Source organism: Parasphingopyxis algicola (genome assembly GCF_013378075.1).
Classification (GTDB): Bacteria; Pseudomonadota; Alphaproteobacteria; order Sphingomonadales; family Sphingomonadaceae; genus Parasphingopyxis; species Parasphingopyxis algicola.
This window is the reverse complement of record NZ_CP051131.1, coordinates 1633565-1660519: the sequence shown is the minus strand read 5'-3', so window position 1 is coordinate 1660519 and position 26955 is coordinate 1633565. Positions and strand designations below refer to the sequence as shown.

26 protein-coding genes are annotated in these 26955 nt (G+C 64.3%); 13 read left to right on the top strand and 13 right to left on the bottom strand.

Going from position 1 to position 26955, the window contains the following annotated elements; translation table 11 throughout:
- Nucleotides 1-21: 21 nt before the first annotated feature.
- On the bottom strand, nt 22-348 hold the full coding sequence (locus HFP57_RS08185; protein ID WP_176869320.1) for a hypothetical protein: 327 nt from the start codon (nt 346-348) through the stop codon (nt 22-24).
- Between the two features lie 63 nt (nt 349-411).
- Between HFP57_RS08185 and HFP57_RS08180 the strand changes: the two genes are divergently transcribed.
- A complete protein-coding gene (locus HFP57_RS08180; RefSeq protein ID WP_246263515.1) occupies nt 412-1488 on the top strand; it encodes a serine hydrolase domain-containing protein in 1077 nt (358 codons plus the stop codon).
- Nucleotides 1489-1628: 140 nt separating this feature from the next.
- Nucleotides 1629-3584 (top strand): caspase family protein, encoded by a 1956-nt coding sequence (locus HFP57_RS08175; RefSeq protein WP_176869319.1) that lies wholly within the window; start codon nt 1629-1631, stop codon nt 3582-3584.
- Here the strand turns inward: HFP57_RS08175 and HFP57_RS08170 are convergent.
- Both HFP57_RS08170 and pdxH read right to left on the bottom strand, forming a co-directional pair.
- Nucleotides 3581-4387: a PhzF family phenazine biosynthesis protein gene (locus tag HFP57_RS08170; RefSeq protein ID WP_176869318.1), complete on the bottom strand. Its 807-nt coding sequence runs from the start codon at nt 4385-4387 to the stop codon at nt 3581-3583. The two genes, HFP57_RS08175 and HFP57_RS08170, sit on opposite strands and share 4 nt — an antisense overlap.
- 64 nt (nt 4388-4451) lie before the next feature.
- Nucleotides 4452-5030 carry a pyridoxamine 5'-phosphate oxidase gene (gene pdxH / locus HFP57_RS08165; protein ID WP_176869317.1) on the bottom strand — a complete coding sequence of 193 codons (579 nt, stop codon included), beginning with the start codon at nt 5028-5030 and terminating at the stop codon, nt 4452-4454.
- A gap of 74 nt (nt 5031-5104) precedes the next feature.
- Here pdxH and HFP57_RS08160 point away from each other — a divergent pair, with 74 nt between their 5' ends.
- The 7 genes from HFP57_RS08160 to HFP57_RS08130 all read left to right on the top strand — a co-directional run bounded on the left by HFP57_RS08160 (nt 5105) and on the right by HFP57_RS08130 (nt 12573).
- On the top strand, nt 5105-5545 hold the full coding sequence (locus HFP57_RS08160) for an ABA4-like family protein (protein WP_176869316.1): 441 nt from the start codon (nt 5105-5107) through the stop codon (nt 5543-5545).
- An 82-nt stretch (nt 5546-5627) separates the two neighbouring features.
- Nucleotides 5628-6566 (top strand): DnaJ C-terminal domain-containing protein, encoded by a 939-nt coding sequence (locus HFP57_RS08155; protein WP_176869315.1) that lies wholly within the window; start codon nt 5628-5630, stop codon nt 6564-6566.
- Nucleotides 6567-6569: 3 nt separating this feature from the next.
- Nucleotides 6570-7541 carry a YihY/virulence factor BrkB family protein gene (locus tag HFP57_RS08150; RefSeq protein WP_176869314.1) on the top strand — a complete coding sequence of 324 codons (972 nt, stop codon included), beginning with the start codon at nt 6570-6572 and terminating at the stop codon, nt 7539-7541.
- Entirely contained in the window at nt 7541-8347 is an 807-nt protein-coding gene (gene fabI / locus HFP57_RS08145) for an enoyl-ACP reductase FabI (RefSeq protein WP_176869313.1), read from the top strand. The genes HFP57_RS08150 and fabI overlap by 1 nt, the downstream gene beginning before the upstream one ends.
- Nucleotides 8348-8384: 37 nt before the next feature.
- Nucleotides 8385-9455 carry a chorismate synthase gene (aroC, locus tag HFP57_RS08140; protein ID WP_176869312.1) on the top strand — a complete coding sequence of 357 codons (1071 nt, stop codon included), beginning with the start codon at nt 8385-8387 and terminating at the stop codon, nt 9453-9455.
- A gap of 27 nt (nt 9456-9482) precedes the next feature.
- Complete coding sequence (locus tag HFP57_RS08135; RefSeq protein ID WP_246263507.1) at nt 9483-11270, top strand: SLC13 family permease; 1788 nt, start codon at nt 9483-9485, stop codon at nt 11268-11270.
- A gap of 67 nt (nt 11271-11337) precedes the next feature.
- Nucleotides 11338-12573 (top strand): dicarboxylate/amino acid:cation symporter, encoded by a 1236-nt coding sequence (locus tag HFP57_RS08130; protein ID WP_176869311.1) that lies wholly within the window; start codon nt 11338-11340, stop codon nt 12571-12573.
- Here the strand turns inward: HFP57_RS08130 and HFP57_RS08125 are convergent.
- The 7 genes from HFP57_RS08125 to HFP57_RS08095 all read right to left on the bottom strand — a co-directional run bounded on the left by HFP57_RS08125 (nt 12570) and on the right by HFP57_RS08095 (nt 21027).
- Nucleotides 12570-13313: a class I SAM-dependent methyltransferase gene (locus tag HFP57_RS08125; RefSeq protein WP_176869310.1), complete on the bottom strand. Its 744-nt coding sequence runs from the start codon at nt 13311-13313 to the stop codon at nt 12570-12572. The genes HFP57_RS08130 and HFP57_RS08125 overlap by 4 nt on opposite strands.
- Nucleotides 13314-13322: 9 nt before the next feature.
- Nucleotides 13323-14354 carry an SO2930 family diheme c-type cytochrome gene (locus HFP57_RS08120; RefSeq protein WP_246263505.1) on the bottom strand — a complete coding sequence of 344 codons (1032 nt, stop codon included), beginning with the start codon at nt 14352-14354 and terminating at the stop codon, nt 13323-13325.
- A complete protein-coding gene (locus HFP57_RS08115) occupies nt 14351-15541 on the bottom strand; it encodes a parallel beta-helix domain-containing protein (RefSeq protein ID WP_176869309.1) in 1191 nt (396 codons plus the stop codon). The genes HFP57_RS08120 and HFP57_RS08115 overlap by 4 nt, the downstream gene beginning before the upstream one ends.
- 54 nt (nt 15542-15595) lie before the next feature.
- Nucleotides 15596-16885 carry an adenylosuccinate synthase gene (locus tag HFP57_RS08110; RefSeq protein WP_176869308.1) on the bottom strand — a complete coding sequence of 430 codons (1290 nt, stop codon included), beginning with the start codon at nt 16883-16885 and terminating at the stop codon, nt 15596-15598.
- A gap of 104 nt (nt 16886-16989) precedes the next feature.
- Nucleotides 16990-18108, bottom strand: coding sequence for an ATP phosphoribosyltransferase regulatory subunit (locus tag HFP57_RS08105; RefSeq protein ID WP_176869307.1), 1119 nt, complete (start codon nt 18106-18108; stop codon nt 16990-16992).
- A 30-nt stretch (nt 18109-18138) separates the two neighbouring features.
- Nucleotides 18139-19716 (bottom strand): phosphoglycerate dehydrogenase, encoded by a 1578-nt coding sequence (gene serA, locus HFP57_RS08100; protein WP_176869306.1) that lies wholly within the window; start codon nt 19714-19716, stop codon nt 18139-18141.
- Between the two features lie 150 nt (nt 19717-19866).
- Nucleotides 19867-21027 carry a phosphoserine transaminase gene (locus HFP57_RS08095; RefSeq protein WP_176869305.1) on the bottom strand — a complete coding sequence of 387 codons (1161 nt, stop codon included), beginning with the start codon at nt 21025-21027 and terminating at the stop codon, nt 19867-19869.
- Nucleotides 21028-21269: 242 nt separating this feature from the next.
- Here HFP57_RS08095 and HFP57_RS08090 point away from each other — a divergent pair, with 242 nt between their 5' ends.
- Together HFP57_RS08090 and HFP57_RS08085 are read left to right on the top strand one after the other, a co-directional pair.
- Entirely contained in the window at nt 21270-21920 is a 651-nt protein-coding gene (locus tag HFP57_RS08090) for an extensin family protein (RefSeq protein ID WP_246263503.1), read from the top strand.
- An 11-nt stretch (nt 21921-21931) separates the two neighbouring features.
- A complete protein-coding gene (locus tag HFP57_RS08085; RefSeq protein ID WP_176869303.1) occupies nt 21932-22831 on the top strand; it encodes an LOG family protein in 900 nt (299 codons plus the stop codon).
- A gap of 7 nt (nt 22832-22838) precedes the next feature.
- Here the strand turns inward: HFP57_RS08085 and HFP57_RS08080 are convergent, their stop codons facing one another.
- From HFP57_RS08080 to mutY, 3 genes are all read right to left on the bottom strand, one after another.
- The gene (locus tag HFP57_RS08080; protein WP_176869302.1) at nt 22839-23480 is read right to left on the bottom strand and encodes a c-type cytochrome; all 642 of its coding nucleotides are present in this window, start codon (nt 23478-23480) and stop codon (nt 22839-22841) included.
- 74 nt (nt 23481-23554) lie between these two features.
- A complete protein-coding gene (gene nudC, locus HFP57_RS08075; protein WP_176869301.1) occupies nt 23555-24436 on the bottom strand; it encodes an NAD(+) diphosphatase in 882 nt (293 codons plus the stop codon).
- Complete coding sequence (mutY, locus tag HFP57_RS08070; RefSeq protein ID WP_176869300.1) at nt 24433-25479, bottom strand: A/G-specific adenine glycosylase; 1047 nt, start codon at nt 25477-25479, stop codon at nt 24433-24435. The genes nudC and mutY overlap by 4 nt, the downstream gene beginning before the upstream one ends.
- 77 nt (nt 25480-25556) lie before the next feature.
- Here mutY and HFP57_RS08065 point away from each other — a divergent pair, with 77 nt between their 5' ends.
- Together HFP57_RS08065 and HFP57_RS08060 are read left to right on the top strand one after the other, a co-directional pair.
- Nucleotides 25557-26186: a DUF721 domain-containing protein gene (locus HFP57_RS08065; RefSeq protein ID WP_176869299.1), complete on the top strand. Its 630-nt coding sequence runs from the start codon at nt 25557-25559 to the stop codon at nt 26184-26186.
- Nucleotides 26186-26926, top strand: coding sequence for a DsbA family protein (locus tag HFP57_RS08060; RefSeq protein ID WP_246263666.1), 741 nt, complete (start codon nt 26186-26188; stop codon nt 26924-26926). The genes HFP57_RS08065 and HFP57_RS08060 overlap by 1 nt, the downstream gene beginning before the upstream one ends.
- The last annotated feature ends 29 nt before the right edge of the window (nt 26927-26955 follow it).

Genomic DNA, 26955 nt, shown 5'->3' with positions numbered 1-26955 from the left:
TCCGACGGTCGGGCCCGTCCGTTATTCGCCGCCCAGCGGCTCCAATACGCAGCCGAGCCCCTCGCGGAACTGCGCCGAGCGGCTGGCGAGCAGGGGGACGCTGGCGGTGATCCGCTTTTCTTCCTCGTCCTCCGCCATCGAGATCATCTCCATACCGGGCTCATAGTCTTTGTAACAGCTCTGCATGTCGCGTCCGCCGATATAGCGGCACGAACAGACAACATGCGCGCCGTAGCCGACGCCGAGTTCGATCGTCGGCCGCATGCGCATCGCATAGATGATGACCGCGAGCAGCAGGACGAGCAGCACGATGATCGATCCCACGAGAAAAGGCCGCTTCACTTTCATGGCGCCGAGCCGTAGCCTGAAGCGATGATGAAGCAAAGATGGCTTGTCCCGCTGGCGCCGGCCATGGCGCTGCTCGCAAGCGCGGCGGCCCCGGTTCTCGACCTGGACGACGGTGGAGCGACGATCGCTGCGGACGAAGCGCCGACCGTCAGTCGTGCGGACATCGCCCCGATCGTCGAAGGGCTGTTTAGCGACGAGGGCGTCGGCGAAACCCGGGCCGTGCTCGTGCTTCATGGCGGCGAGCTGATCGCCGAACGCTATGCGCCCGGCTACTCGGCGGACATGCGCTTTATCTCCTGGTCCATGGCGAAAACGGTGACCGCGATGCTGGTCGGCTTTCTCGTCGACGACGGCGTGCTCGAACTCGACGCGCCGGCTCCCATCCCCGAATGGCGGGGCGAAGACGATCCGCGCCGCGCCATCACGCTCCGGCACCTGCTTCATATGGCGTCGGGCCTCGATCATACCGAGGTGAACGATCCGATCTGGGATTCAGACACCAACCGGATGCTCTTCACGAGCGGGACCGACGATATGGCCGCTTATGCCGTGTCGCGGCCGCTCGAGGCCAATCCCGGCGAGAAATTTGAATATAGCAGCGCGACGACGGTGATATTGTCGCGGATCATCGCCGATGCGCTGACGGATTCGAGCGATCCCGGCGAGCGGGCCGCCGCCTATCGGCGGTTTGCGGAACAGCGCCTGCTCGGCCCGGCGCGGACGCCGAGCGTCTATTTCGAGTTCGACGCGAGCGGAACCCAGATCGGCGGCAGCCTGATCCATGCGACGGCGCGGGACTGGGCGCGGCTCGGCGAGGTCATGCGAACGGGACAGGGACCGGACGGCCGGCAGATCATCTCGCCCGAATGGCGCGAATTCATGCTCACCCCGTCGCCGCGCAACGGCGAATATGGCGGACAGACCTGGCTCAATCGCGAAGGCGGCGTCTACGATACTCCCGTGCTGTTTCCCGGACGGGCACCCGCTTCGCTATTTTCGTTCAACGGACATCTCGGCCAATATGTGATGGTTTCGCCCGAACAGGGCCTCACAGTCGTCCGGCTCGGCAATACGCCCGATCGCCAGCTGCGCGAGGCGATCGTGCTCCGGCTGGCGCGGATATTCGAAACCGCTGGATAATGTGCCGCAGATCATAACCGGGCCCGCCGGTCGGCGATACCGAGACGCCACATGCGGGCCGCAATCGCTTTGTCGCTGTTCAGCCCCGCTTCACCGCAGCCGTGCCACATGATAGGCGGGTCGGCCGATGGGGGAAGACGATGACAATGAAATCCAAACTCTATGCAGGTCTGGGCGTTGCGCTGGCGGCGCTGGCCGTTACGCCGCCCGTACAGGGCCAGTCGCAGGATGGCGCGCTCGCCGTCGGCCGGACGTTCGAAGGCGAGCTCGCTGCTGGCGATCAGGTTTCCGGCGGCAAGCAGCAATATTACGATCAATGGAGCGTCCGCGCCACGCCCGGACAGAGACTCTCGATCGTGATGGAGTCCGACGCGTTCGATACCCAGCTCCAGGCGCGGCTCCCCGATGGCACGATGCTGGTCAATGACGACGATCACTGGGTCGCCGAGACGACGAACAGCCGGGTCGATGTGGTGGTGCCGAGTTCGGGCCGATTGTCCGTGCGCGCCCAGGCTTTCCGCCCCGCGGAGACCGGCGCCTATACGATAAGGCTGGTACCGACGGAATCGCTGCAAGCGGAGGCAGAAGCCGCGACTCCCGCCCAGTCGATCACGATCGGTCAGACGCGCAACGGCGCGCTGTCGTCGGATGAAGATAGCAGCATCGCGGGCCGGTATACCGATCGCTATGTGTTCTCCGGTATGCGCGGCCAGCGTGTCGATCTGCGCGCGTCGGGCGATTTCGATACGATGCTGTCATTGACCGGACCGGACAATTTCTCGGTCCGGAACGACGATGACACGACCGCCGGCGAGCCGACCTTGAACAGCCGGTTGCTGGCGACGCTCCCGGCCGATGGTCGCTATACGATCTCCGTGACGAGCTATGGGCGCGGCACGACCGGCGATTATGCGCTCGAGACGAGCCTCAATCGCAGCGGCATCGCCGATACCGAGACGGTGACCGCCAATGCCACGCCGCTAGCCTTCGGCCGCACGCTGACCGGCGAGCTTGGCAAGGAAGACGATACGCTCAACAGCGGCGAATATGTCGAACGCTACAGCTTTACCGGACGGCGCGGCCAGCCGGTGACCGTTGATCTGAGTTCGGACGATTTTGACACCTATCTGATCCTGCGTTCGCCTTCCGGGGAACAGCAGGACATCGACGATACGGGCGACTCGCTGAACAGCCGGTTCGAACGCGTGCTGGAAGAAGACGGCGTCTATACGATCATCGCGACGAGCTATGCCCCGGGCGCCACCGGGCGCTTCCAGCTGGCGCTGAGCGAGGGTACGACCCGCATTCCCGCCAATCCCGAACAGCGGCAGGTTTTCGCCATCTCGGTCGGGATCGCCGATTATGGCGGCAACACGTCGAACCTCAGCTACACCGATACCGATGCGCGCAAACTGTATCAGAAGTTCGAGGAACTCGGCATGTTGCGCGAGGAAAGCATATTGCTGACCAACCAGCAGGCGACGCTCCCCGAGTTTCGGCGCGCCTTCCAGCGCGTGGCCGCCCAGGCCGGTCCGGACGATATCTTCCTCTTCTTCTATTCGGGCCATGGCAACCAGATCGAGGACGCCAATGATCGCGGCGAACTGGATGGCCGCGACGAGACTCTCGTTTTCGCGGACGGCCAGGAGCTGACCGACGACGATCTTGCGGCGATGTTCGCGGATTTGCGGGCGGGGACGACGATGATCGTGCTGGACGCCTGTTTCTCGGGCGGGTTCGAGCGCGACCTGATCACGCGTCCCAACATGATGGGGCTGTTCAGCTCGGAAGAGGATCTGACCAGCCTGGTCGCGTCCGAATTCAATGCCGGCGGCTATCTCTCGCGCTTCTTCTCGGATGGCGTGGGCGGGCAGGCCGACGACAATGCCGACGGCAATATCACCGCCGGCGAACTGGTGTCCTATCTGCGTTATCGCTTCCGCGAACAGTGCGACGGGCGCAATTGCATCGAAGCCGAGACGGGCGATGCGCAGCGCAACCACCAGGAACTGGTGGTCCAGCGCGGCAGCGTCGAGGTCGACGATATCCTCGTGACCCTGCCCGAACAGTTCGGCCTGGTCCGCGGCGGAGACTAGAAGAAGAATTCGCCCTCGATAACGGTCGCGCAACGCCCGGACAGCACCGCGCGATCGCCGGCGAGCCGGCAGCCGAGCCGTCCACCGCGTGCGCTTGCCTGGAAGGCGGAAAAACTCTCGCAATCCAAGCGGTCGGCCCAGAACGGGGTCAGCGCGGCATGGGCGGACCCGGTCACCGGGTCCTCGTCGATGCCCCAGGCCGGCACGAATACACGGCTGACGATATTGGTGTCGTTGCCTCGGGCGGTGACGATCGCCATCAAGTGAATGTTGGCGAGAGCCTTGAAATCGGGACGACAGGTCCGCACGGCCTCTTCGTCCGATAACTGGATAATCGCCGTGTCCTCCGCTGAATCGACGATCGAAAGGAAGACCTCGCCGTCCGGCGTGCCGAGCGCGTCGAGCAGGTCGGGACGCTCGGCGGGTTCGACCGGGGTGATCGGCAGGTCGAGCTCATAACCGTCGTCCGCGCGGCGCACTTCGAGCACTCCGGCCTTGCGGGTGCGGAAACGGACCGTGTCCGTATCGGGATGCTCGCTGAGCAGCAGATGGCCGGTCGTCAGCGTCGCATGGCCGCACATGGCGACCTCCGCGGTCGGCGTGAACCAGCGCAGCTCGTAATCGGCCTCCGCATCGCCTTTGGTGGGCAGATAAAAGGCCGTCTCGCTGAGATTATTCTCCTCGGCGATGGCCTGCAGCATATCGTCGTCGAGCCATGTATCGAGCGGCATCACCGCCGCCGGATTGCCGCCGAAAGCGGTTTCGGAAAAGGCGTCGATCTGGACGATGCGAAGAGTGGGCATGGCGATTATCCTTTCGATCGCCGCTTAGGCCCGGCATTCGTCGGCGCAAAGCGCGATTATCTGATCAGGGGTAAAGCAGCCCTTCGTCCCAGCCGTCCGCCGTGCGGGTAAACAGCCGCCGGTGATGGAGGCGGTGTTCGCGATCTTCCCAGAATTCGATCCGTTGCGAATCGAGCCGGAAACCCGACCAGTGCGGCGGGCGCGGCACGTCATCGCCTTCGAAGCGGGCGCACACTTCCTCGTAACGCGCTTCGAACGTCTCGCGGCTGTCGAGCGGGCGGGACTGGTCGGACGCCCAGGCGCCAAGCTGGGAATCCCGGCTGCGGGTAGCGAAATAGGCGTCGCCTTCCTCGTCTGACACCCGGCTGACCGGCCCTTCGATCCGGACCTGGCGGCGCAGGGACTTCCAGTGGAAGAGCAAAGCGGCCCTTTCGGTCGCGAACAATTCCCCCGCCTTGCGGCTTTCCAGATTGGTGTACCAGACGAAACCGCGCTCATCATGGCCCTTGAGCAGCACCATGCGCACCGAAGGCTGATTGTCGGGTGCCGTCGTCGCCAGCGCCATCGCGTTCGAATCGTTGAGCTCGCTGGCGCGGGCTTCGGCGGCCCAGGCCGTGAACAGGGCGTGCGGATCATCTGTCATGCCGGGGCTTCTAGGGCAGCCGGGCATCGTCTATCAATGACGCAAATCAAATCGATCTTCGCAGGGGAATCAGGATGGATTGGCCGACCATATTCAGCACCGCGAACCTGTTGGCCATGCTGGCCTGGGTCGCATTGATCTTCGGTCCGCGCCGCGAGATCATGTTCACGGTTCTGCGCGAGGGCGCGGTCGGCCTTTTGTGCCTCTTTTACGCCGCCCTGCTGATCTACCTGATGGTCATCGCTCCGCAGCCGGGCGGCGAAGGGCCCGATTTCACGACGATCGAGGGCGTGCGGACGATCTTTGCCACCGACGCTGGCCTCACTTTGGGCTGGGTCCATTATCTGGCGTTCGACCTGTTCGTCGGTTTGTGGGTCGCCCGCGACGCTGATGAAATGGCGCTGTCGCGGATCGCCCAAGCGCCGATCCTGCTGGCGACCTTCCTGTTCGGGCCGTTCGGCCTGTTCATCTATCTGATCGTCCGGCGCATTCACGGCGCCCGGAAAACCGCTTGAAATCGGGGAACATCCGGCCCATCTCGGCTGTTGTATAATTGCAACAGTTGGCTAATGGCACATGATATACGACACGGAAACAATGGCAGCTGATCCTTATGCGACCCTCGGAGTCTCGCGCGGTGCGAGCGAAGACGAAATCAAGAAGGCGTATCGCAAGCTCGCCAAGGAGTTGCATCCGGACCGCAACACGGACAACCCGCAAGCGGCCGAAAAATTCTCGGCGGCGACCAACGCCTATGACCTGCTGAGCGACAAGGACAAGCGCGCGCAGTTCGACCGGGGCGAAATCGATGCCGAGGGGAATCCGACCCATCCGTTCGGCGGCGGCGGCTTTCGCACCGGCCAGGGCGGCCCCGGCGGTTCCCATTTCGAATTTTCGACCGAGGCGGGGGATATCGGCGATATCTTCGAAGGCCTGTTCGGCGGCGGTCGCGGCGCCAGTTCGTCGCGCGGCCCGTTCGGCGGTTTCGGCCGGCGTCAGGCGCCGCCGCCCCGAGGCGCCGATATGGCCTATCGCCTTGCGGTGCCCTTCGAAGCGGCAGCGCGGCTCGACGATCAGCGGATCACCCTTTCCAGCGGCAAGACGATCGACCTGAAGCTCAAGCCGGGCGTGGAGAGCGGGACGCAGATGCGGCTATCGGGCCAGGGGCAGGAAGGCCCGGGCGGCGCCGGCGATGCGATCGTCACCATCTACGTCCAGGACCACAAATTTTACGAGCGCGACGGCGACAATATCCGCCTCGACGTGCCGATCGGCCTCGACGAGGCGGTGCTCGGCGCGAAGATCAAGGTCCCGACCGTCGACGGGCCGGTCATGCTGACGGTTCCCAAAAATGCGGCATCGGGAAAGACCCTGCGCCTTAAGGGGAAAGGTTTTCACAAGAAGAGCGGCGGCCGCGGCGACCAGCTGGTGAAGCTCGAGATCGACCTGCCGGAAGACGACAAGGATCTGACAGAATTCGTCAAGACCTGGAAACCCGGCAAGCCGCAAAATCCACGTTCGCAACTGGGTGTCTAACTTTTGACGCACGAAGCCTCGCAATCGCCTGAGGCGCGCCGCAGGCTGGCCGAGGCCCGGATCCGCGAAGGCCGCCCGGTCGAGCGTCCGCACCCCCGCACCTGGGGCTGGACCACGCTCAAACGGACGGCCGAGGGTGTGTATGCCGAGGGTTTCATTCATGCGGGCAATCTTGCTTTCATGGCGCTGCTCGCGCTCTTCCCCTTTTTCATCGTGCTTGCCGCGCTCGCCCAGGTCTTCGGGCGGACGGAGGATGGCCTGCAGGCCGTATCGATATTTCTCCAGAACGTCCCCCCGACCGTGGCGTCGGCGCTCGAGGATCCGATCGCCAGCGTGCTGTCGGCCCGGACCGGCAATCTGCTGTGGATCGGTGCGGCGATTGGGCTGTGGACGACCGCGAGTTTCATCGAAACCGTCCGCGAAGTCCTGCGGCGCGCCTATGGGACGCCGTATGGCCGGCCCTTCTACGAATATCGGCTGTTCTCGATCGGGCTGATCATCATATCGGTGGCGCTGGCGCTGCTCGCCTTCGCGCTCCAGTTCGTGATGACGGGTATCGAGCAGTTCATCTATCAGGTACTGCCGCTGATGGAGGAATATCGGATTCTGGTCTCGCTCTCGCGGCTCGTCCCGGCTTTTGCGATATTCCTCGGTTTCTATCTCGTATTCTGGTCTTTGACGCCCCGCCAGTATCGCAGCCGGCAATATCCGAAATGGCCGGGCGCGCTGCTCGTTACCGTCTGGTGGCTGGGGACGACGGCCCTGATGCCGGTCATCCTCGCCAATATCATCAGCTACGACCTCACCTATGGCAGCCTCGCCGGCTTCATGTTGTCGATGATGTTCTTCTGGGTCATCGGCTACGGCGTTGTCGTGGCCGCCCATTTCAACGCGGCACTGGCGGAAGTGCCTGAAAGCGAGCTAAAGGACGTCGCAGACGAAGCACCGTCTGAAACTGCAATCGAGGAACCGTAATGACGGGATTGATGGAAGGAAAACGCGGGCTGATCATGGGACTCGCCAATGACCGGTCTCTGGCATGGGGCATCGCCAAGCAGCTGCACGAGCAGGGCGCCGAAATGGCGTTCAGTTATCAGGGCGAGGCGCTGGAACGGCGCGTACGGCCGCTTGCCGAGAGCCTGGATTCGGACTTCCTGATCGAATGCGACGTTGCTGACATGGACGCGCTCGATACGGCCTTCGCCACGCTCAGGGAGCGCTGGGAGACGATCGACTTCGTCGTTCACGCCATCGGTTTTTCCGACAAGAACGAGCTGCGCGGCAGATATGTCGATACCAGTCTCGACAATTTCCTGATGACGATGAACATTTCGGTCTATTCAATGGTGGCCGTCACCAAGCGGGCCAGCGAAATGATGCCGAACGGCGGATCGATCCTGACGCTGACTTATTACGGCGCGGAAAAAGTCGTGCCGCATTACAATGTGATGGGCCCGGCGAAATCCGCGCTCGAGACCAGCGTGCAGTATCTGGCGATGGATCTGGGGCCGGACAATATCCGCGTCAATGCGATCTCGGCCGGTCCGATCAAGACGCTGGCCGCGAGCGGGATCGGCGATTTCCGCTATATCCTGAAATGGAACGAACTCAATTCGCCGCTCCGCCGCAATGTCACGATCGAGGATGTCGGCGGCGCCGGCGTCTATCTGCTCAGCGATCTCTCCGCAGGCGTCACCGGCGAAACCCATCATGTCGATGCGGGCTATAACGTTATCGGCATGAAGGCCGAGGACGCACCGGATATCGCGCTGGAGAAGTGATTCCGTCTCCCATCGGGCGAGAGGAAGCGAGGGACTTTTGAGCTACAATATATTCGGGCGCGTATTTCGCTTCACTACCTGGGGCGAGAGCCATGGGCCGGGGCTCGGCGTCGTCATCGACGGCTGTCCGCCCGGAATCGCTCTGGAGGAGAGCGATATCCAGCCCTGGATGGACAAGCGCCGTCCGGGCCAGTCGCGCCACACCACGCAGCGGCGCGAACCGGATACCGTCAGGATCATGTCCGGGGTGTTCGAAGGCCGGACGACCGGTACGCCGATTCACCTGATGATCGAGAATGTCGACCAACGGTCGAAGGACTATTCGGAGATCGCGGCGAAATACCGGCCCGGCCATGCCGACTATACCTATGACGCGAAATACGGGTTTCGCGATCCGCGTGGCGGCGGCCGCTCATCGGCGCGCGAAACGGCGGCCCGGGTCGCGGCGGGCGCCGTTGCGCGCAAGATATTGGGCGACGGGATTGCAATCCGCGCCTATCTGACCGAACTCGGCGGGATTCCGATCGATCGCGGGCGGTTCGACGATGTGGCGATCGATGCGAACAGCTTTTTCTGTCCCGATCCCGTCGCGGCGGGCGAGTGGGAAGCGGCGATCGACACGGCGCGCAAGGACGGCAATTCGCTCGGCGCGGTTGCCGAGTGCGTGGCGACCGGCGTGCCGGCGGGCTGGGGCGCGCCTGTCTACGCCAAGCTCGACGGCGAGCTTGCCGCGGCGATGATGTCGATCAACGCGACGAAAGGCGTGGAGATCGGCAACGGGTTCGAGGCCGCGCGGATAACCGGCCGCGACAATGCCGACGAGATGGCGCCGGGCAATGACGGGCCGCGTTTTCTGTCGAACAATGCGGGCGGCGTGCTCGGCGGCATATCGAACGGCGACGCGATCGTCTGCCGCACCGCGTTCAAGCCGACCAGCTCGATCCTGACGCCGCTGCAGACGGTGACCCGGGACGGCGAAGCGACCGAGATTTCGACGAAAGGACGGCACGATCCCTGTGTCGGCATTCGCGGCGTGCCGGTCGTCGAGGCGATGATGGCTCTGGTCTTGGCCGATCAAATGCTGCTTCACCGGGCGCAATGCTCCTGATAGACCGGATGTTTCAGGGGTAGCCAATTGGAAGACATCCGGCTCTTTATCGAGGCCAATCAGGCGGTTCTGGGTCTCGCGATCCTGGCGGTGATGTTCATCGCCTTTCTCTTCGAGCGGTTTCCCGCTGCGGTCGTCGCCCTGTTCGGTGCCTGTACGTTTCTCTTCCTCGGCATTCTCGATTCCGATGGCCTGCTGTCGGTTTTTTCGAACCCGGCGCCGATCACGATCGGGGCGATGTTCGTCCTGTCCGGCGCGCTCCTCAGAACCGGGACGATCGATGCGCTGGCCTCGGGGATCGTCGCGCGCGCGGCGAAGCGGCCGCGGCTCGCGCTCGTCGAGCTGTTTATCGGCGCGTTCGTCGCCTCTGCCTTCATGAACAATACGCCGGTCGTCCTCGTCCTCATCCCGATCATGGCGCGGCTGGCCGAGGCGACGGGCATGTCGGTCAAGCGACTGCTGATCCCGCTCTCCTATATCTGCATTCTCGGCGGCACGATGACGCTGATCGGTACCTCGACCAATTTGATCGTCGATGCCGTCGCGCGGCAGGAAGGGCTGGAGCCGTTCGGGATTTTCGAGATTTCGCCCTACGGTCTGATGGCTGCCATCGCCGGCGCCGTGACCCTGTCCATTTTCGGACCGCTTCTGCTGCCCAAGGGCGATCCATCCTCGCTCTACCGCAGCACCGAGGATACCGACTTTCTGACCGAGCTGATCGTCACTGAAGACAGCGACGTGATCGGGCGCAACTATGGGGAGCTTTCGGCGCTCCGGCCGACGCGCGTGAAGGTGCTCGCGATCAAGCGGGGCGAACAGTTCGTCCGCCAGGAAATCGCCGAGGAGGTCGCCATGGCGGGCGACCATATCATCATCCGGACCGACATGACCGAATTGCTGTCGCTGCGCCGGACGCGGCAGTTCGAGATGGGCATCGCCGGACGCAACGGCCCAAGCGCCAACAGCGAGGCACTGGTCGAAGCAACGATCGCGCCGACCCATCCGAGCCTTGGCCGCAGGCTCAGCGATATCCCCTTTCTCAGCCGGCTGCGCGTGCGGATCATCGGGATCACCCGCCACCGTCAATTGCCCGGTCCGGACATGCCGAACGCGCGCATGCGCGCGGCCGACCGGCTGCTGGTGACCGGGTCCGAGGACGCGATCCGGCGGATGTACGAAAATCCGAACCTGCTCGGCGTCGGGCAGACGCGAACCCGTGAATTCCGGCGGGACCGCGCTCCGATCGCGATTCTCGCGCTCGCCGCGGTCGTGACCCTGGCTGCACTCAATATCGTTTCGCTGGCCGTCGCAGCGATCCTCGGCATGGGTGCGATTCTCGCGGCGCGCTGCATCGATGCGGAAGAGGCCTGGGGCTCGATCGACGGCAATGTGCTGATCCTGATCTTCGCCATGCTCGCTGTCGGCGTCGGCCTGCAGCAGGCGGGAAGCGTGACGCTGATCGTCAATGCGGCCGTGCCCATATTGGAGTCGGTTCCCGTCTGGGCGCTGATCTTCGTCGTCTACATCCTGTCCGTACTCCTCACCGAGATCGTTACCAACAACGCGGTCGCCGTCATCGTCACGCCGATCGTGATCGGCCTCGCGAACCAGCTCGGCGTCGACCCGCGGCCGCTGGTCATCGCCGTGATGTTCGCCGCGTCCGCCAGCTTCGCGACGCCGATCGGCTATCAGACCAACACGCTCGTCTACGCGGCGGGCAACTACCGCTTCCTCGATTTCATCAAGGCGGGGCTGCCGCTGACCGCCGCGGTGGGCTTCACGACCTGTCTCACCATCGCCTATCTCTTTTCCTGAGGGAGTTGCGGTCGGCGCAGCCGCGCTTTAGCGTCGCGCAAAATTCGGGTCTCGAGGGGAGCGCCGCATGAAGTTCTGGTTCAAGATCCCGCTTTGGCAGCGGGTTGTCGGCGCGCTGATACTCGGCGTGATCACCGGCCTGTTCTGGGGTCCGGATGCCGAAAGCATCAAATGGATCGGCGATCTGTTCATCCGCGCGATCAAGATGCTCGTCGTGCCGCTGATCTTCTTCTCGCTCGTGGCAGGCGTCGCGGCGATCGGAGACCTGCGCAAGCTCGGTGCGGTCGGCGGCCGGGCGCTTCTGATTTTCATCGTCACCGGGCAGATTTCGGTCTGGCTCGGGCTCGGCCTCGGCACTTTCTTCGCGCCCGGCGCGAGCCTCGACGCCGAACTGCCCGAGGGCGCCGAAGTTCCCGAAGCCGTCCCCGTATCGGCGACGGACATGATCCTCTCAATGGTGCCGGAAAGCCCGGTCCAGGTCATGGCGGACGTCCAGGTGCTGCCCTTGATCGTGTTCGCGCTGCTGATCGGCATCGGCATCCTGATGGCTAAGGAAGACGGCGAACCGGCGGCCAAGATCTTCGATTCCGGCGCGATCATCATGCAGAAGGTGACGATGATCGTCATGGAGCTGACGCCGTTCGGCGTGTTCGCGCTGATGGCCTGGGTGGCCGGAACCTTCGGGTTCGAGGCCCTGCTCCCGCTCGCCAAGGTCGTGGCGCTCAACTATGCGGGCTGCCTGATCATCATCTTCGGCCTCTATTCGGCGATGGTCCATTTCCTCGCCAAGGTGCCGGCGCACGATTTCTTCCGCGGGATCATCGACGCGATGGCGGTCTCCTATTCGACCGCATCGTCCAACGCCACGCTTCCGGTCACCTTGCGCTGCACCCAGCGGAACCTCGGCGTGTCGCCCAGCGTATCGAGTTTCGTCGTCTCGCTCGGCGCCACGATCAACATGAACGGCACGGCGATGTATCTCGGTCTTGCGACCCTGTTCGGGGCGCAGATATTCGGGGTGGACCTCACGATCGGGCAATATTTCCTGATCTCGATCCTCGCGACGCTCGGCGCGGTCGGCGCGGCGGGCATCCCGGGCGCGGGCCTCATCATGATGAGCCTGGTCTTCACGGCGGTCGGCGTGCCGCTCGAGACGATCGCGTTCGTCGCCGGGATCGACCGGATCATGGACATGATGCGCACCACGACCAACGTGTCGGGCGATGCGGCGGTGGCGACGACAGTCGCGGCGATGACCGACGAACTGGATCGCGAGGAACTGGTCTCGGCCGACGATATCTAGCTGTGGCGGATGCCGATGACGGTGCCCTTGGTGCCGTCGCTGACCAGGTCGAAATCGAAATTCGGGTGCATTTTCGCCCAGCGCCGGCGGACGATGCGTTCGCCCGGCCGGGCACCATCATCGAGCATCACCATCCCGCCGATGGCGATCTTGTCGAACAGGCTCGCGGCCGCACCCCGTCCGAGCGGATGGATGGTCCAGCACGGGCCGTCGATCAGCATCAGGTCGATATCGTCGGGCAGCGGCCCGTGATCGTACCACAGGCCCCGCCAGTGTCCGGGCGATTCGACCAGCGGCACGCAGCGCAGGTCCGAACTCAGCCCGTGATCGGCGAGCCATTGCCGGGTCGCGTCGACGAAATCGGCGTGCTGGTCGAAACTGATGAGTCTTCCGGATCCGTTGATCTGCAGCGCGCGCGCGGCGATCAGCGTCGAGGCGCCCGCGCCGAATTCGACGACCAGCCACGGCTTCGTATGGAGTATCCGGTCGGTGATCTTGTGAAGCAGGCTGGTATCCGCCTTCCAGCTGCCGAGATTCGGGAGCGCATCGATCGGCAGGTCGAGCCGTTCGAGCAATTGGCGTTTCTCCGTCTTGGTACCGCCGCGCAGCGATCTCAGCAGCCAGGGCCACTGAACCGCCCCGATCCCGAGCAGGGCCGCCCAATCCTGCCATTCGCGCTCGAAATGCGCTTCGTCGGCATGGGCGCGGGGCAGCAACTGGGTCGATTCACGCGATGTCATGCGATCTGCCTAACCTTGGTTGTCCATGGTAGCGATATAGCGCCGGATAAGGGCGATACCTTCCTCGTGACGCAGCTCGCGTCCGAGTTCGGGCATCGCGATACCCGGATCGCGGGCCTCCATCCGATAGAGCAGGATCGAGCGTTCCGGATGTCCGGGCTCGATATCGAAGTCGAAACCGCCGCTGCCGCGCCCGGCGGCCACCGGCCGTTTCAGGATTCCGCGCGTTACCGGGTTGCTTTCCTCATAGGTAAGGAACAGTCCTGAATTGCTCGCGCTGCCCGCGGCGTTGTGACAATGGGCGCAGTTGACATCCAGATAGGCGCGCGCGCGCTCGTCGAGCGTTCCGTCGCTTTCATCGTCCCAGCGCGGCACGCGGGGTGCATCGGCCGGGGTGCGATCGAGGATCGTCCAGTCGACCCATTGGGCGAGGCGTGTACCGTCGTTGAGATTGCGCGCGCTCGGCCCGATCAGCGCGATTTCGCCGTTGCGGGCATGGCAGGTCTTGCACTGGTTCTGGTTGGGTACGCGATAGCTGATTTCCTGCGCCTCGCCGTCCGCGTCGATCCAGCTGGCCGGAAGACGGCGGCCGGCGCGGGCGAGCACGGCATCGCTGCCATCCGCGTTCCAGATATAGGGGAGGGCGACCCAGCCGCTTTCCCGCCGCAACAGAACGCGCGTCTCGATCCAGCGGATATCGCCATCGGGGTTCCGGAAATCGGCGAGATAGCCGAAACTTTTGATCAGCGCCGAGCCGACCGGAAATTCGAACACGCCATCCGCATTGTAGCCGGCCGTCTGCCCTTCCGGCACATAGACGAACCGGTTCTTCACCGCATAGTCGGAGAAGAGCGGCGTATTGAGCTCGTAGCCGATCACGCGGTCGTTCGGCGTCTGGCCGATCCCGTCGGTGAAGAAACGAAAATCGGACAGCGAACGGGGCAGCGTATCGCCCGCGATCAGATCGGTCGCGACGGATGCCGGGGTGCTGGCGCTCACCAGCGCCAGCCAACCGAAGAGCGCGGCCAGAGTCCGGGTCACTGGACGGCAGCCACCATGCTTTCCGGCAGGACGACGGCTTCCGGCGCCGCGGGCACATCGTCGCTCGCCAGTTCCGCCATCGACGGCTGGGCTTCGGCGACCGACTGGCCGGGGCTTGTGAGGCCGAGCGACAGCACGGGCACCTCGTCATTGACGACGATCGCCGTGCCGTTCCCGTCCCATAGAACCGGCGGCAGCGTGCCGCCGACCGCCGCCGCGAGCTCTGTGCCGCCTTCGAAATCAGGTGCATAGCCGGCGCGGCCCTGCACATTGCTGTGAATGAAGACGTCGCGAATTGTCGGCTCGTAGTTCGGGTCGTCGAATGTCTCGGTATAGGCGACGAGCATCACATTGCTCGATCCATGCTCCTCGATAACATTTTCGAACACGTGCACGTTGCGATTGGCCATGACCATCACGCCGGTTCCGGCCGGCACATTGGCGACGATATTGCCGGCTGGCGCGAAGTTTGCCGTGTTGTTGTTCTGGATCAGGTTGCGAAACACCCGAACCGAATGGCCGCCCATTTGCGGCAGGTTCGGCAGGTCGAACACCAGGATGCCGCCCGTGTTTTCGGTCGCCATATTCTCGTAGACATCGGCGAAATAGCTGTTTTCGATCTCGATTCCGGCGACATTGTGGGTCACCATATTGTGGCGGACGATGATCTGTTGCGACTGGCCGACATAGATGCCCGCGTCCGAGGCCCCGATCACCCGGCTGTTCTGTACGAGCACATGGGTCGATTCGACCGGGTAGATGCCATAGGCACCGTTGCTCGGATCGGGGCCGTTCGTCCATTCGACCCTGACACCGTCATAGACGATCCGGTCGGCTTCCTTGGACTTGATTCCGTCGCCGCGGCTGTTCTCGACCGCGAAATCGCGCAGCACGACATCGTCGGACGTGACCATCAGACCTTCGCCCGCGCCGACCTGGTTGGTGAAATCGAGGATCGTTTCGTCGGCGCCCGCGCCGCGGATCGTGACATTGTCGATATCGAGCGAAAGTCCGTCGGTCAGTTCGAACCGGCCGGCCCCGATCTCAACCACATCGCCCGGCTGGGCTTCGATAAGCGCGCCCTGCAAGCGTTCCTGGGCGTCCGGCCCGGCTTCGACGCTATGGACGGCGGCAAAGGCGCTCGTCGACGCGAGCAACAGGGTGGCCATGGCAGCTATGGACTTCATGTGACTGATCCTCTCCGGTTTTTCGGAACAGTCTAGTTACATCGCTGTCAGCGATCAATCGGCGAACGGGTCGCGCACCAATATCGTATCTTCGCGTTCGGGGCTGGTCGAGACCAGCGCCACCGGACAACCGATCAGTTCCTCCACCCGCCGCACATATTTGATCGCCTGGGCCGGGAGCTCGTTCCAGCTACGCGCGCCGGCGGTCGTCTCGCTCCAGCCTTCGATCGTCTCGTAAATCGGCTCGACCGCTGCCTGGTCCTGCGTGTTGGGCGGCAGATAATCGTAATCCTGGCCGTTGACGCTGTAACCGGTGCAGATCTTGATCTCGTCGAAACCGTCGAGCACGTCGAGCTTGGTGAGGGCGACGCCGGTGACGCCGGAAACCGCAACGGATTGCCGCACGAGCACCGCGTCGAACCAGCCGCAGCGGCGCTGCCGGCCGGTCACGGTGCCGAATTCATGACCGCGCTCGCCGAGCCGCTTGCCCGTTTCGTCTTCGAGCTCGGTCGGGAAAGGGCCGGCGCCGACCCGCGTGGTGTAGGCCTTCACGATGCCGAGTACGAAACCGACCGCGCCGGGGCCGAGCCCCGATCCGCCGGCTGCGGTTCCCGCAATCGTGTTGGACGAGGTGACGAACGGATAGGTGCCGTGATCGACATCGAGCAGCACGCCCTGCGCGCCCTCGAACAGGATTCGGTCGCCGCGCTGCCGCGCTTCGTTGAGCGAGCGCCAGACCGGTCCGGCAAAGGACAATACGAAATCGGCAATGTCGTGCAGATCGGCGAGCAACCGTTCGCGATCGACGGGCGGTTCGCCGAACCCGGCGCGCAGTGCGTCATGATGGGCGCAGAGCCGGTCGAGCTGGGGGCCGAGTTCGTCGAGATGGGCCAGATCGCAGACCCGGATCGCGCGCCGTCCGGCCTTGTCCTCATAAGCCGGGCCGATGCCGCGCCGTGTCGTGCCTATCTTGCCTTCCCCGCTCGCATCCTCGCGCATCCCGTCGAGATCGCGGTGGATCGGCAGGATCAGCGGGCAGGTTTCGGCAATGTGCAGCGTCTCAGGCGTCACTTCGACGCCCTGGCCCCGAATCTTCTCCACCTCGTCGCGCAATGCCCAGGGATCGAGCACCACGCCGTTGCCGATCATCGAGGGCGTGCCGCGGACGATGCCGGAGGGCAGCAGGGACAGTTTGTAGGTCTCGTTGCCGATCACGAGCGTATGGCCGGCATTGTGGCCGCCCTGGAAGCGGACGACGACATTGGCGCGTGCCGACAGCCAGTCGACGATCTTTCCCTTGCCCTCATCGCCCCATTGGGCGCCGATAACGGTGACATTGGCCATGTGGATCTATGCTTTCGCTTGAGGGTTAAAACCCGCTCCTAATTGCCCCGGACAAGCGCGTCCACGCCGCTATTCACGGCGGCGTCTCGAATCCGTGTCGCGCCTCAGATTTGTTTCGGTTCGTTTCCGTCCAGCCGATGTGTGCAACCGAGCGCTTCCGCCGCGTCGTCCGGGTTCAGCGCGGCGACCGTCCGCCATCCCTCGCCGCGCAGCCGCTTCGTCAGTTCGGTATCGGTGCCGAGCGGCAGGAACAGGCGGCGCATGTCCTTGTTGCCGAGGCCGGCATCGACGAGCGGGTCGAGATAGAGCGAAAAGCCCATCGCCGGTTCCTCGTCGCCGTCCGGCGGGCAGATCGTATAGCTGCCGCCGCGGCCGATCTCGCCTGCAATATCGGCGCCGAAAAAGGAGAAGCCGAGCCAGCTTTGGTATTCGAAACCATGGCGTTCGGTCGGGTCGAGCATGATCGTCGCCCGGTCGCCCAGCGCCGCGGCGATCGCCTCTATGCCGTCGAGCCGCGTTTCGAGCGCGCCACCCGCATCGATCGCCCGCATCCGTTCGAGCGCCCGGTCGACGGGGCCCGCGGCATGGATCAGCGGCAGATAGGCGTCGGCGCCCAGGGCTGCGATCGCGCCCGCGTCCTTCTCGTCGAGCTCGGCCCGGACCGGCTCGATCAGGTCCGCGGCGAGCGGGAAGGGGCCGTCCGCGAGGGTCGGCACCAGATCCGGCAGCGTCAGATCGACCGTGATGTCCGCGACGCCGGCTTCGGCCAGCGTGTCGACGGCCATCGAGAGTATCTCGCTTGCGGCCGCGACGCTGTCGGCGCCGATCAACTCGGCCCCAGCCTGGAGCAACTGCCGCTCCGGGCGCAGTTGCGTGGCGCGGAGCCTGAGAATCTCGCCGCCATAGGCAAGTCTTAACGGTCGGGCTCGCGCCGCCATGCGCGTCGAGGCGATGCGGCCGACCTGCGCGGTGATATCGGGGCGCAGCGCCAATGTCCGCCGAGAAACCGGATCGATGATCCGAAGCAGGTCCTGCGCTCCGTCCGATTTGAGCTGGCCGACCAGCCCTTCCTCGAACTCGGCGAGCGGCGGCGACACCCGCTCATAGCCATGGGAAGCGACGCTATCCATCACGGTGCGCAGCAACCGCGCGGCCGCCTCCGCCTCGGGCGGAAGCCGGTCGCGCAGTCCTTCGGGAAGGAGGCCAGGCGGTATCTTGTTCATGACGAAGCCCTTAGCGGGATTATCGATTCGCTAGAAGCTTAGCGTCTTCACCGTCTTCACGCCTTCGAGGTTGCAGACCTTCCACAGCACCGGCTCCTCGACCGGCTGGTCGACCGAGAGCAGCAGCACGGCATCGCCCCCGCCGTCGCGCCGGCCGAGATGGAAGTTGCCGATGTTGACGCCCGCTTCACCCAATGTCGTGCCGATCCGGCCGATGAAACCCGGGGCGTCCTGGTTGACGACATACAGCATCGCGCCGTCGAGATCGGCTTCGATCTTGATGCCGAAAATCTCGACCAGACGTGGCGCGTCCTCGCCAAACAATGTCCCGGCGACCGACTTTTCGCCCTCATCCGTCATCACCGCGACCCGGATCAACGTGTGATAGACGCCTTCCCGGTCATGCCGCACTTCGCGGACATCGAGCCCGCGTTCCTTTGCGAGATAGGGCGCGTTGACCATGTTCACCGTGTCCGAATAAGCGCCCATGAAGCCCGCCAGCACCGCGCCGGTGATCGGCTTCTGGTTCAGTTCGGCGGCCGCACCCTCGACTTCGATCGAAATGCCCTGAACCGCGTCATGCGCGAGCTGGCCGACCAGCGAGCCCAGCTTTTCGGCGAGCGCCATATAAGGTTTGAGCTTCGGCGCTTCCTCGGCCGAGAGCGACGGCATGTTGAGTGCGTTGGTAACGCCGCCCTCGAGCAGATAGTCGGCCATCTGCTCGGCGACCTGGATCGCGACATTGACCTGCGCCTCGCTCGTCGACGCGCCCAGATGCGGGGTCGAGACGAGGCCCGGCGTTCCGAACAGCGGATTATCCTTGGCCGGTTCCTCGGCGAACACGTCGAGCGCCGCGCCGGCGACCTGGCCCGAGTCCAGCGCCTCCTTGAGCGCCGCCTCGTCGATCAGTCCGCCGCGCGCGCAGTTGATGATCCTGACGCCGGGCTTCGTCTTCGCGATCGCTTCCCTGGAGAGGATGCCGCGCGTCTGGTCGGTCAGCGGCGTGTGGAGCGTGATGAAATCGGCCCGGCCGAGCAGTTCGTCGAGCGTCACCTTTTCGATGCCGAGTTCGACGGCGCGTTCCTCGGTGAGGAACGGATCATAGGCGACGACCCTCATCTTCAGGCCATGGGCGCGGTCCGCGACGATCGAGCCGATATTGCCGGCGCCGATAAGGCCAAGCGTCTTGTGGGTCAGCTCGACGCCCATGAACTTGGACTTTTCCCATTTGCCGGCCTGGGTCGAGGCATCGGCCTGGGGCAGCTGGCGGGCCAGCGCGAACATCATCGCGATCGCGTGTTCGGCGGTCGTGATCGAATTGCCGAACGGCGTGTTCATGACAACGACGCCCTGTGCCGACGCAGCGGGCACGTCGATATTGTCGACGCCGATCCCGGCGCGGCCGATGACTTTCAGGTTGGTCGCGGCTTCGAGAATTTTCGGCGTCACCTTGGTCGAAGAGCGGACGGCGAGGCCGTCATACTCGCAGATGATCTCGGCCAGTTCTTCCTTCGAAAGGCCGGTTTTTTCATCGACCTCGACGCCGCGGGAACGGAAGATTTCTGCGGCCTTGGGGTCCATCTTGTCGGAAATAAGCACTTTGGGCATTGGGAATTCCTTTGCTTGGAATCTGCGGTGCCTCTCCAAGCACCGGCCCGTCACCCTGAACTTGTTTCAGGGTCCACTCTTCCTCCGGTTCCGTTGTCGCAGACTGAAGAGTGGATGCTGAAACAAGTTCAGCATGACGGTGGATGAAAATCAGCCGCGTTCGGCTTTTACTTCGGCGTAGGCCCATTCGATCCAGGGTAGCAGCGCGGCGACATCGTCGGTTTCCACCGTCGATCCGCACCAGATGCGCAAGCTTGGCGGTGCATCGCGATAGCCGTTGAAATCATAGCCGATATCGCGCTCTTCGAGCATCGCCACGATCTTCTTCGGCACGGCTGCCTGGTCCTCGGCCGACAGGCCGTCATACCAGTCGCCCTGGAAGACCATGCACACACCGGTGTTCGTCCGCTTGGCGGGGTCGGACACCATGTTGCGCATCCAGGGCGTCGCTTCGATCCACTGATCGACAACCGCTGCATTGCGGTCCGCGCGCGCCTGAAGTTCGGCAAGCCCGCCGATCGACTGCGCCCATTCGAGGGCCGCGATGTAGTCTTCGGTCGCCAGCATCGACGGCGTGTTGATCGTCGCGCCTTCGAAGATCGCGCGGTTGAGTTTGCCGTTCTTCTTGACGCGGAAGATCTTGGGGAGCGGCCAGGGCGGATCGTAACTCTCTATCCGCTCGACGGCGCGCGGGCTCAGGATCAGCATGCCATGCGCGGCTTCCGAACCCATCACCTTCTGCCAGCTATAGGTCGTCGCGTCGAGTTTGGGCCAGTCCATCTCCTGCGCGAAAATGGCGGAGGTCGCGTCATTGATCGTCACGCCCTCGCGCGCGTCCGAAATCCAGTCGGTATCGGGAATTTTCGCACCCGAGGTCGTGCCGTTCCAAGTGAATACGATATCGTCGCCCGGATCGATCTGGCGGAGATCCGGGATCTCGCCATAATCGGCTTCGAGGACGCTCAGGCCTTCGGGCTTGAGCTGTTTTGCGGCATCCTGGATCCAGACATTGCCGAAGCTTTCCCATGCGGCGACGGTTGCCGGGCGCGCGCCGAGCATGTTCCACATGGCGAGTTCGACGGCGCCGGTATCGGACGCTGGAACGATGCCGATCAGATAATCGTCGGGGATGCCGAGAATCTCGCGGCTGAGATCGATCGCATATTTGAGCCGGCCCTTGCCGAGCTTCGACCTATGCGAGCGGCCAAGCGATTCGGTGCTTAACTTGTCGAGCGACCAGCCGGGAAATTTGGATGTGGGTCCGGATGAAAAGAAAGGGCGGCCCGGACGGACCGTAGGTTCATTCGTCATGTCATTCTCTCCTCGCAGAGAGCACGCGCTGCGTTGGGGCAGCGTGGCCCGCCGCCGCCATGCGTGTTGCGGCGCAGCATGTCAACACGCTTGAGGCGATCCACGCGATGGTGGCACGCCCCAATGGCTAATGGGTCAGCCCGTCGGCCAAAATACTCCGATGGTCGTTTTCCCGACGATGCGCGTCTCGGCGAACGGCTCCGTTAACCTTCTGATAACCATGAATGGATAGGGTTTCGACCATGCCTTCGCGACTTCTCATCTTGCCCTTGTTGGCCATGCTGTCCGCATGCGGAATGATCGATGGCCGCACCGACGGGCCTCGTCCGTCGCAAAATGTCGAGCGGCTCCCGCCGCCCAGCGCCGAAACCCGGCAGTGCCTCGTCAATCTCTCGAATCAGAACGTCCAGTACCGCCGGCTGCCGGATCGGCACTTCTCGAACGGATGCCGCGCGATCGGGGCCGTGCAGCTCGTTCAGGTCGGTACGCCGACCCGCAATCTCGGCGCCATGACGTGCCCGCTCGCCGCCCGCTATGCGCGCTGGACGCGCGAGGTGCTCCAGCCCGCGGCGCGGCGTCATTTCGGTCAGCCGGTGACCCTGGTCGAGACGTTCGGCACCTATGGCTGCCGCAATATCGCCGGCAGCGGCCGGCTCTCCGAACATGGCAAGGCGAACGCAATCGACATATCGGCGTTCAACCTCGCCGATGGCCGCCGGATCACCGTACTAGAGGGCTGGAACAACGATGACGGCCGGGAACGGCGCTTCCTGCGCGATCTGCATCGCGGGGCCTGCGAACGGTTCGAGATCGTGCTCGGCCCCGACGCCAATGCCGACCACCGCAACCATTTTCATTTCGACATGGGTAGCCGCGGGCCATATTGTCGCTAAAGGATAGGGTCATGAACGACCCACATATCCCCGAAGAGATTTTCTATTCCTCCGGCGAAGACGCGGCCTATGCCCGCAAAGTCACCTCGACGCCGCAGACCGAGGACCCGGCCTATCGGCTGGCATTCCAGGATACCGATTTCCTGCTGCGTGAGGACTTGCGGCCGATCCGTTTCCAGCTGGAATTGCTCAAACCCAAGCTGCTCCTCGACGAGGCCAATATCGGTTCGACCCTGGTCATGTATGGATCGGCGCGGATTCCGTCGCCGGACCGTGCCGATGCCGTCGTCGAAGCTGCCTCGGAAGGCAAGCAGAAGCGCGTCGCGGAGCGCCTGCGGGCGAAAGCGAAATATTATGAGGAGGCCCGGAAGCTCGCCCGATCGGCGAGCCAGTGCGATTGCGACGAGGACGGCAAGCGCCAGTTCGTCGTGTGTTCGGGCGGCGGGCCGTCGATCATGGAAGCGGCGAATCGCGGCGCGGCCGAGGTCGGTGCGGAATCGATCGGCCTGAACATCGTGCTGCCGCACGAGCAGGCGCCGAACGAATATGTGACACCGAGCCTGAGCTTCCAGTTCCACTATTTCGCGCTGCGCAAGATGCATTTCCTGATCCGCGCGCGCGCAGTGGCGGTGTTTCCCGGCGGTTTCGGGACGTTCGACGAAATGTTCGAGCTACTGACGCTTGTTCAGACGGGCAAGATGAAGCCGTTGCCGATCCTGCTGTTCGGCAAGGAATTCTGGACGCGGGTCGTCGATTTCGAGGCGCTGGCCGAAGAGGGGACGATTTCGGTGGACAATCTCAATCTCTTTCGGTTCGTCGAAACCGCCGACGAGGCCTGGGAGATGATCACGGATTTTTACTTCGAGCCCAAGGGCTGGAAGTGCGCGCCGACGAAAATCGGCGGCAAGTAACCGGGTTCTATTCCTCGGTTGATGCTTCGGCCGCGGCCTCGTCGCCGCCTTCGATATCCGCCACGGCTTCCGGATCCGCGGCCTCTTCGGCCTCGATCTCTTCGTCTTCGGCCTCGGTTTCATCCGCGGCAGGCGGTTCCGGCAGCGGCATGTTCGAGCCGTTGGCGTTCATGTAGAGGATCACGGCCGCGCGATCGAGCGGATCGGACAGTCCGGCGAAGCTCATCGTCGTACCCTGCGCAAAAGCGGCGGGACGGGCCAGCCAGTCCGACATATTGTCGAAATTCCAGCTGCCCTCGATTTCGCTCAGCGCGCCCGAATAGTTGAAACCGGGAACCGAGGCGATGTCGCGGCCGATCTTGCCCCACAGGTTCGGGCCGATGCCGCTCGCTCCGCCCTCATTGATCGTGTGACAGCTCGCACAGCGGCGGAAGACGGCCTCGCCCTGTTCGACGGTGACCGACGGAAAGGCCATCGCCATCGTCATTTCGGCTTCTTCCTCGCCGCCTTCTTCGACGACGCCCTCGACGACATAGCCCATCGTTTCGGGGCGTTCGCTGTGGAAGATTTCGCCGGTGACGATCGATGCGCCGAGCGCCACGATGCCGCCCGCCAAAGACCAGCCTGCGATGGTGTTGAACTGACTCATCTATTTGATTCCCGCCTGTCAGGATTGCTTGCGCGGTGCTTTAGAGAGGGGCGCGCATTATCGCAAGCGGACAATCACTTCCCGTCAACCCAAGCGCGGAGCAGGGTATGGGCGATCGCGAAATGCGGCGGCGCGATGAAGGCGGCATCGACGGCGCCGTCAAACGCGCGCCGGACGTCTTCCTTCGATACCCATTTCGCCGCCTCGATCTCTTCGGTGTCGAGCGTGAGTTCCTCGCCGTCGACCGGCGCGATACAGGCCATCATCAGCGTGTTGGGAAAGGGCCAGGGCTGGCTGGTCAGATAGCGCACCGAGGTCGCATGGACGCCGGCTTCCTCGAACAGCTCGCGGGTGACTGCGCCCTCGAGCGATTCGCCGGGCTCGACGAAACCAGCGAGCGCCGAATAGCGGTCCGGCGGGAAACGCGGCTGGCGGCCGACCAGGGCCTTGTCCTCGAAGGTCGCGAGCATGATGACGACCGGGTCGACGCGCGGAAAATGGTCGGCGCCGCATTCCGGGCATTTCCGGCCCCAGCCCGCCTTGGCGACCTGCGATCGCGCGCCGCAGCGGCTGCAGAAGAGATGGCCGCGATGCCATTCGATCAGCGAGCGCGCGGCAGCGTAGGTGGACGCTTCCGCGGGCGGCATGATGTCGAGATAGCGCCACACGGCATAGGCGCGCTGGCCGGCGGGCGGCGCATTCTCGACAAGCGGTGCGAAACAGGGCGTACCGTCGTCGAGTCCGAGGAACAGCAGCTCGGAATCGGCCGGGCGGTCGGCCATCGATCCCCAGACCAGCGTGCCGTCCGGGCCGATTTCGGGATCGAGATCGTTGAGCTTGAGCAGGCGCGCGCGCAGATTGCCGCGCACTTCGCCGAGCAGCTCTTCATTGACCCGGATCTGGTCCGCGCGGTCGAGGCGCGAGCCCGTCAGGCCCGGCCGTAATGGCGTATTCACTGGTCATTCTCCCTCTGTGCCAGCGCCAATGCGGCGGCCTTGGCGAACAATGTCGGCAAACCCGCATCCTCGATCGCATCGACCGGCCACCATTCGCCCTCCACGCCCGTATCCGTCAAGGCGCGGCCCCCAACGATATCGAGTTCGAGGGCGAAATGGGTGAAGACATGGCTGACGGTGCCGAACGCCGCCCAGTCGATATCGGCCGGGGCTTCGGCGAGCCCGGGCGATTTGTCGTGCCACGGCCCGCTCGGCAGCGCGCGCATGCCGCCGAGCATCCCGCGCGCCGGGCGCCGGACGAGCAGCACCGATCGCTCATGCTCGAGCCAGAAGGCCGTGCCGCGGCGGACCGGCTTGGGCTTTTTCGGCGCTTTCAGTGGAAAACGGGCGGGGTCGTCGCTCGCCGCCGCGGCGCACATCGCCTGTAACGGACATTGCGGACAGTCCGGATCGCGGACCGTGCAGACCGTCGCACCGAGATCCATCATCGCCTGTGCGAAATCCCCGGCGCGGTCGGCCGGCGTCAACGGTTCGGCGAGCCGGCGGATTTCTGCCCGCGCCTTCGGCAGCGGCGTTTCGATGGCGCAGAGCCGGGATATGACGCGCTCGACATTTGCGTCGACGACCGTCGCCGCCTCGCCAAAGGCGATCGCCGCGACCGCCGCGCCGATATAGGCGCCGATGCCCGGCAGGGCCCGCAATTCGTCCTCGGTTTCGGGAAAGCGGCCGCCATGGTCCGCGGCCACGGCTTTCGCGCAGGCGTGGAGATTGCGCGCCCGGGCATAATAGCCGAGCCCGGCCCAGGCGGCCATCACGTCGGCGCGATCGGCCTCGGCGAGCGCTTCGACGGTGGGCCAGCGCTGCGTGAACCTGGCGAAATAGGGTTTCACGGCGGCGACCGTCGTCTGCTGGAGCATGACCTCGGACAGCCAGACCCGATAGGGATCGGGCGGCGGCGCGCCCGGCGGCGCGCGCCAGGGCAGGGCGCGCGCTTCGCCCTCATACCAGCGCAGGAGCGCTTCGCTGACCGGCTTCGCGGCCATTCAGGCGGTTTCCCGGGGGCGGTGGATTATCCACATCGCCCTGCAACTTTTTATGGCAGCCATCAGGGGCCTATGGCATGAGCGACGGGATGGCGAAAACCCGCAATATTTCCGGTCGCGACAAGGCGAAATCATCGGGCAGGGCCCAAGGGCGCAGCCGACGGGCGCGCGCCGTCGGCGATATGCTGCCGCAGATCGGCAAGGCGTCGTTTCGCCGCTTCGGTTTCGTCCAGAGTTCGATCGTCACGCGCTGGCGCGAGATCGTCGGCGAGCGCTATGCCGAGGTCTCGACGCCCGAATCGATCCGTTTTCCGGCCGGCAAGCGGTCGGACGGCGTCCTGCGCCTCAATGTTGCGGGCGCGCATGCGACGATGATGCAGCATATCGAACCGACGATCATCGAACGGGTGAACCGTTTTTTCGGCTACCCGGCCGTTGCCCGGATCGCCATCCAGCAGGGCAGGGCGGCGAAGCCCGCGGCCCGCCCGCCCGCGCCGCCGTCGCTGCGCCCGGTTCCCGAGGCGCTCGGCGCATCGCTGCGCGAAATCGCCGATCCCGAGCTGCGCGCCTGTCTCGAAGGTCTGGCGGCCTCGGTGGTCGCGACCGAAGGCGCGCCGCTGGTCGACGATCGCGCACCGCCCCGGCAATTGCAGGTTAAGCGTCTTGGCGATATTGGCCGCGACGCACAGAATGGAGTGAGTGAGTGATGAAGAATCTATGGAAGGCTTCCGCGATCGCCTTGGCCGCGACCCTTGCAGCATGCGGCGGTGAAACGTCGGCCAATGGCGGCGCGGCTACCGGTTCCGTCGAAGCCGATACCTCGCGCAACTGGGTCGAAGTCGTGACCAAGACCGAAGAGGGCGGGTTCCAGATGGGTAACCCCGACGCGCCGATCAATATCGTCGAATTCGCGTCGATGACCTGCGGCCATTGCGCGACCTTCGCCGAAGAGAGCTTCGATCCGCTGACCGAGAATTATATCTCGCAGGGTCTGGTGAGTTTCGAGGTGCGGAATTTCGTCCGTGACCCGCTCGATCTCAGCGCCGCGCTGCTGAGCCGCTGCCGCGGCGCCGAGCCCTTCTTCCCGCTGAACGAACGGCTGTTCGCGAACCAGGAAGCGATGTTCGAGACGATCCAGGGCGCCGACCAGGCGCAGCTGCAGGCGCTGGCGACACCCGAAGCGTTGCAGAGCGGCCGGACGTTCGTCGGTTTCGCCGAAGCGGCCGGCCTGATCGATCTCGTCGGCAGTCTTGGCGTTTCGGACCAGCAGGCGCGCCAGTGCCTTGCCGATACAGCGGCGATCCAGGAGCTGGAGGAAATGCGCAACCGCGCGCTCAACCAGCACAATATCACCGGCACGCCGTCTTTCCTGATCAACGGGGAGCTGGCGAGCGGCGTTTCGAGCTGGGCGCAACTCGACGCCCGCCTCCAGGAGATGGTCCAGTAGATTGAACGGTTTGGGGGCACATTGCGCGC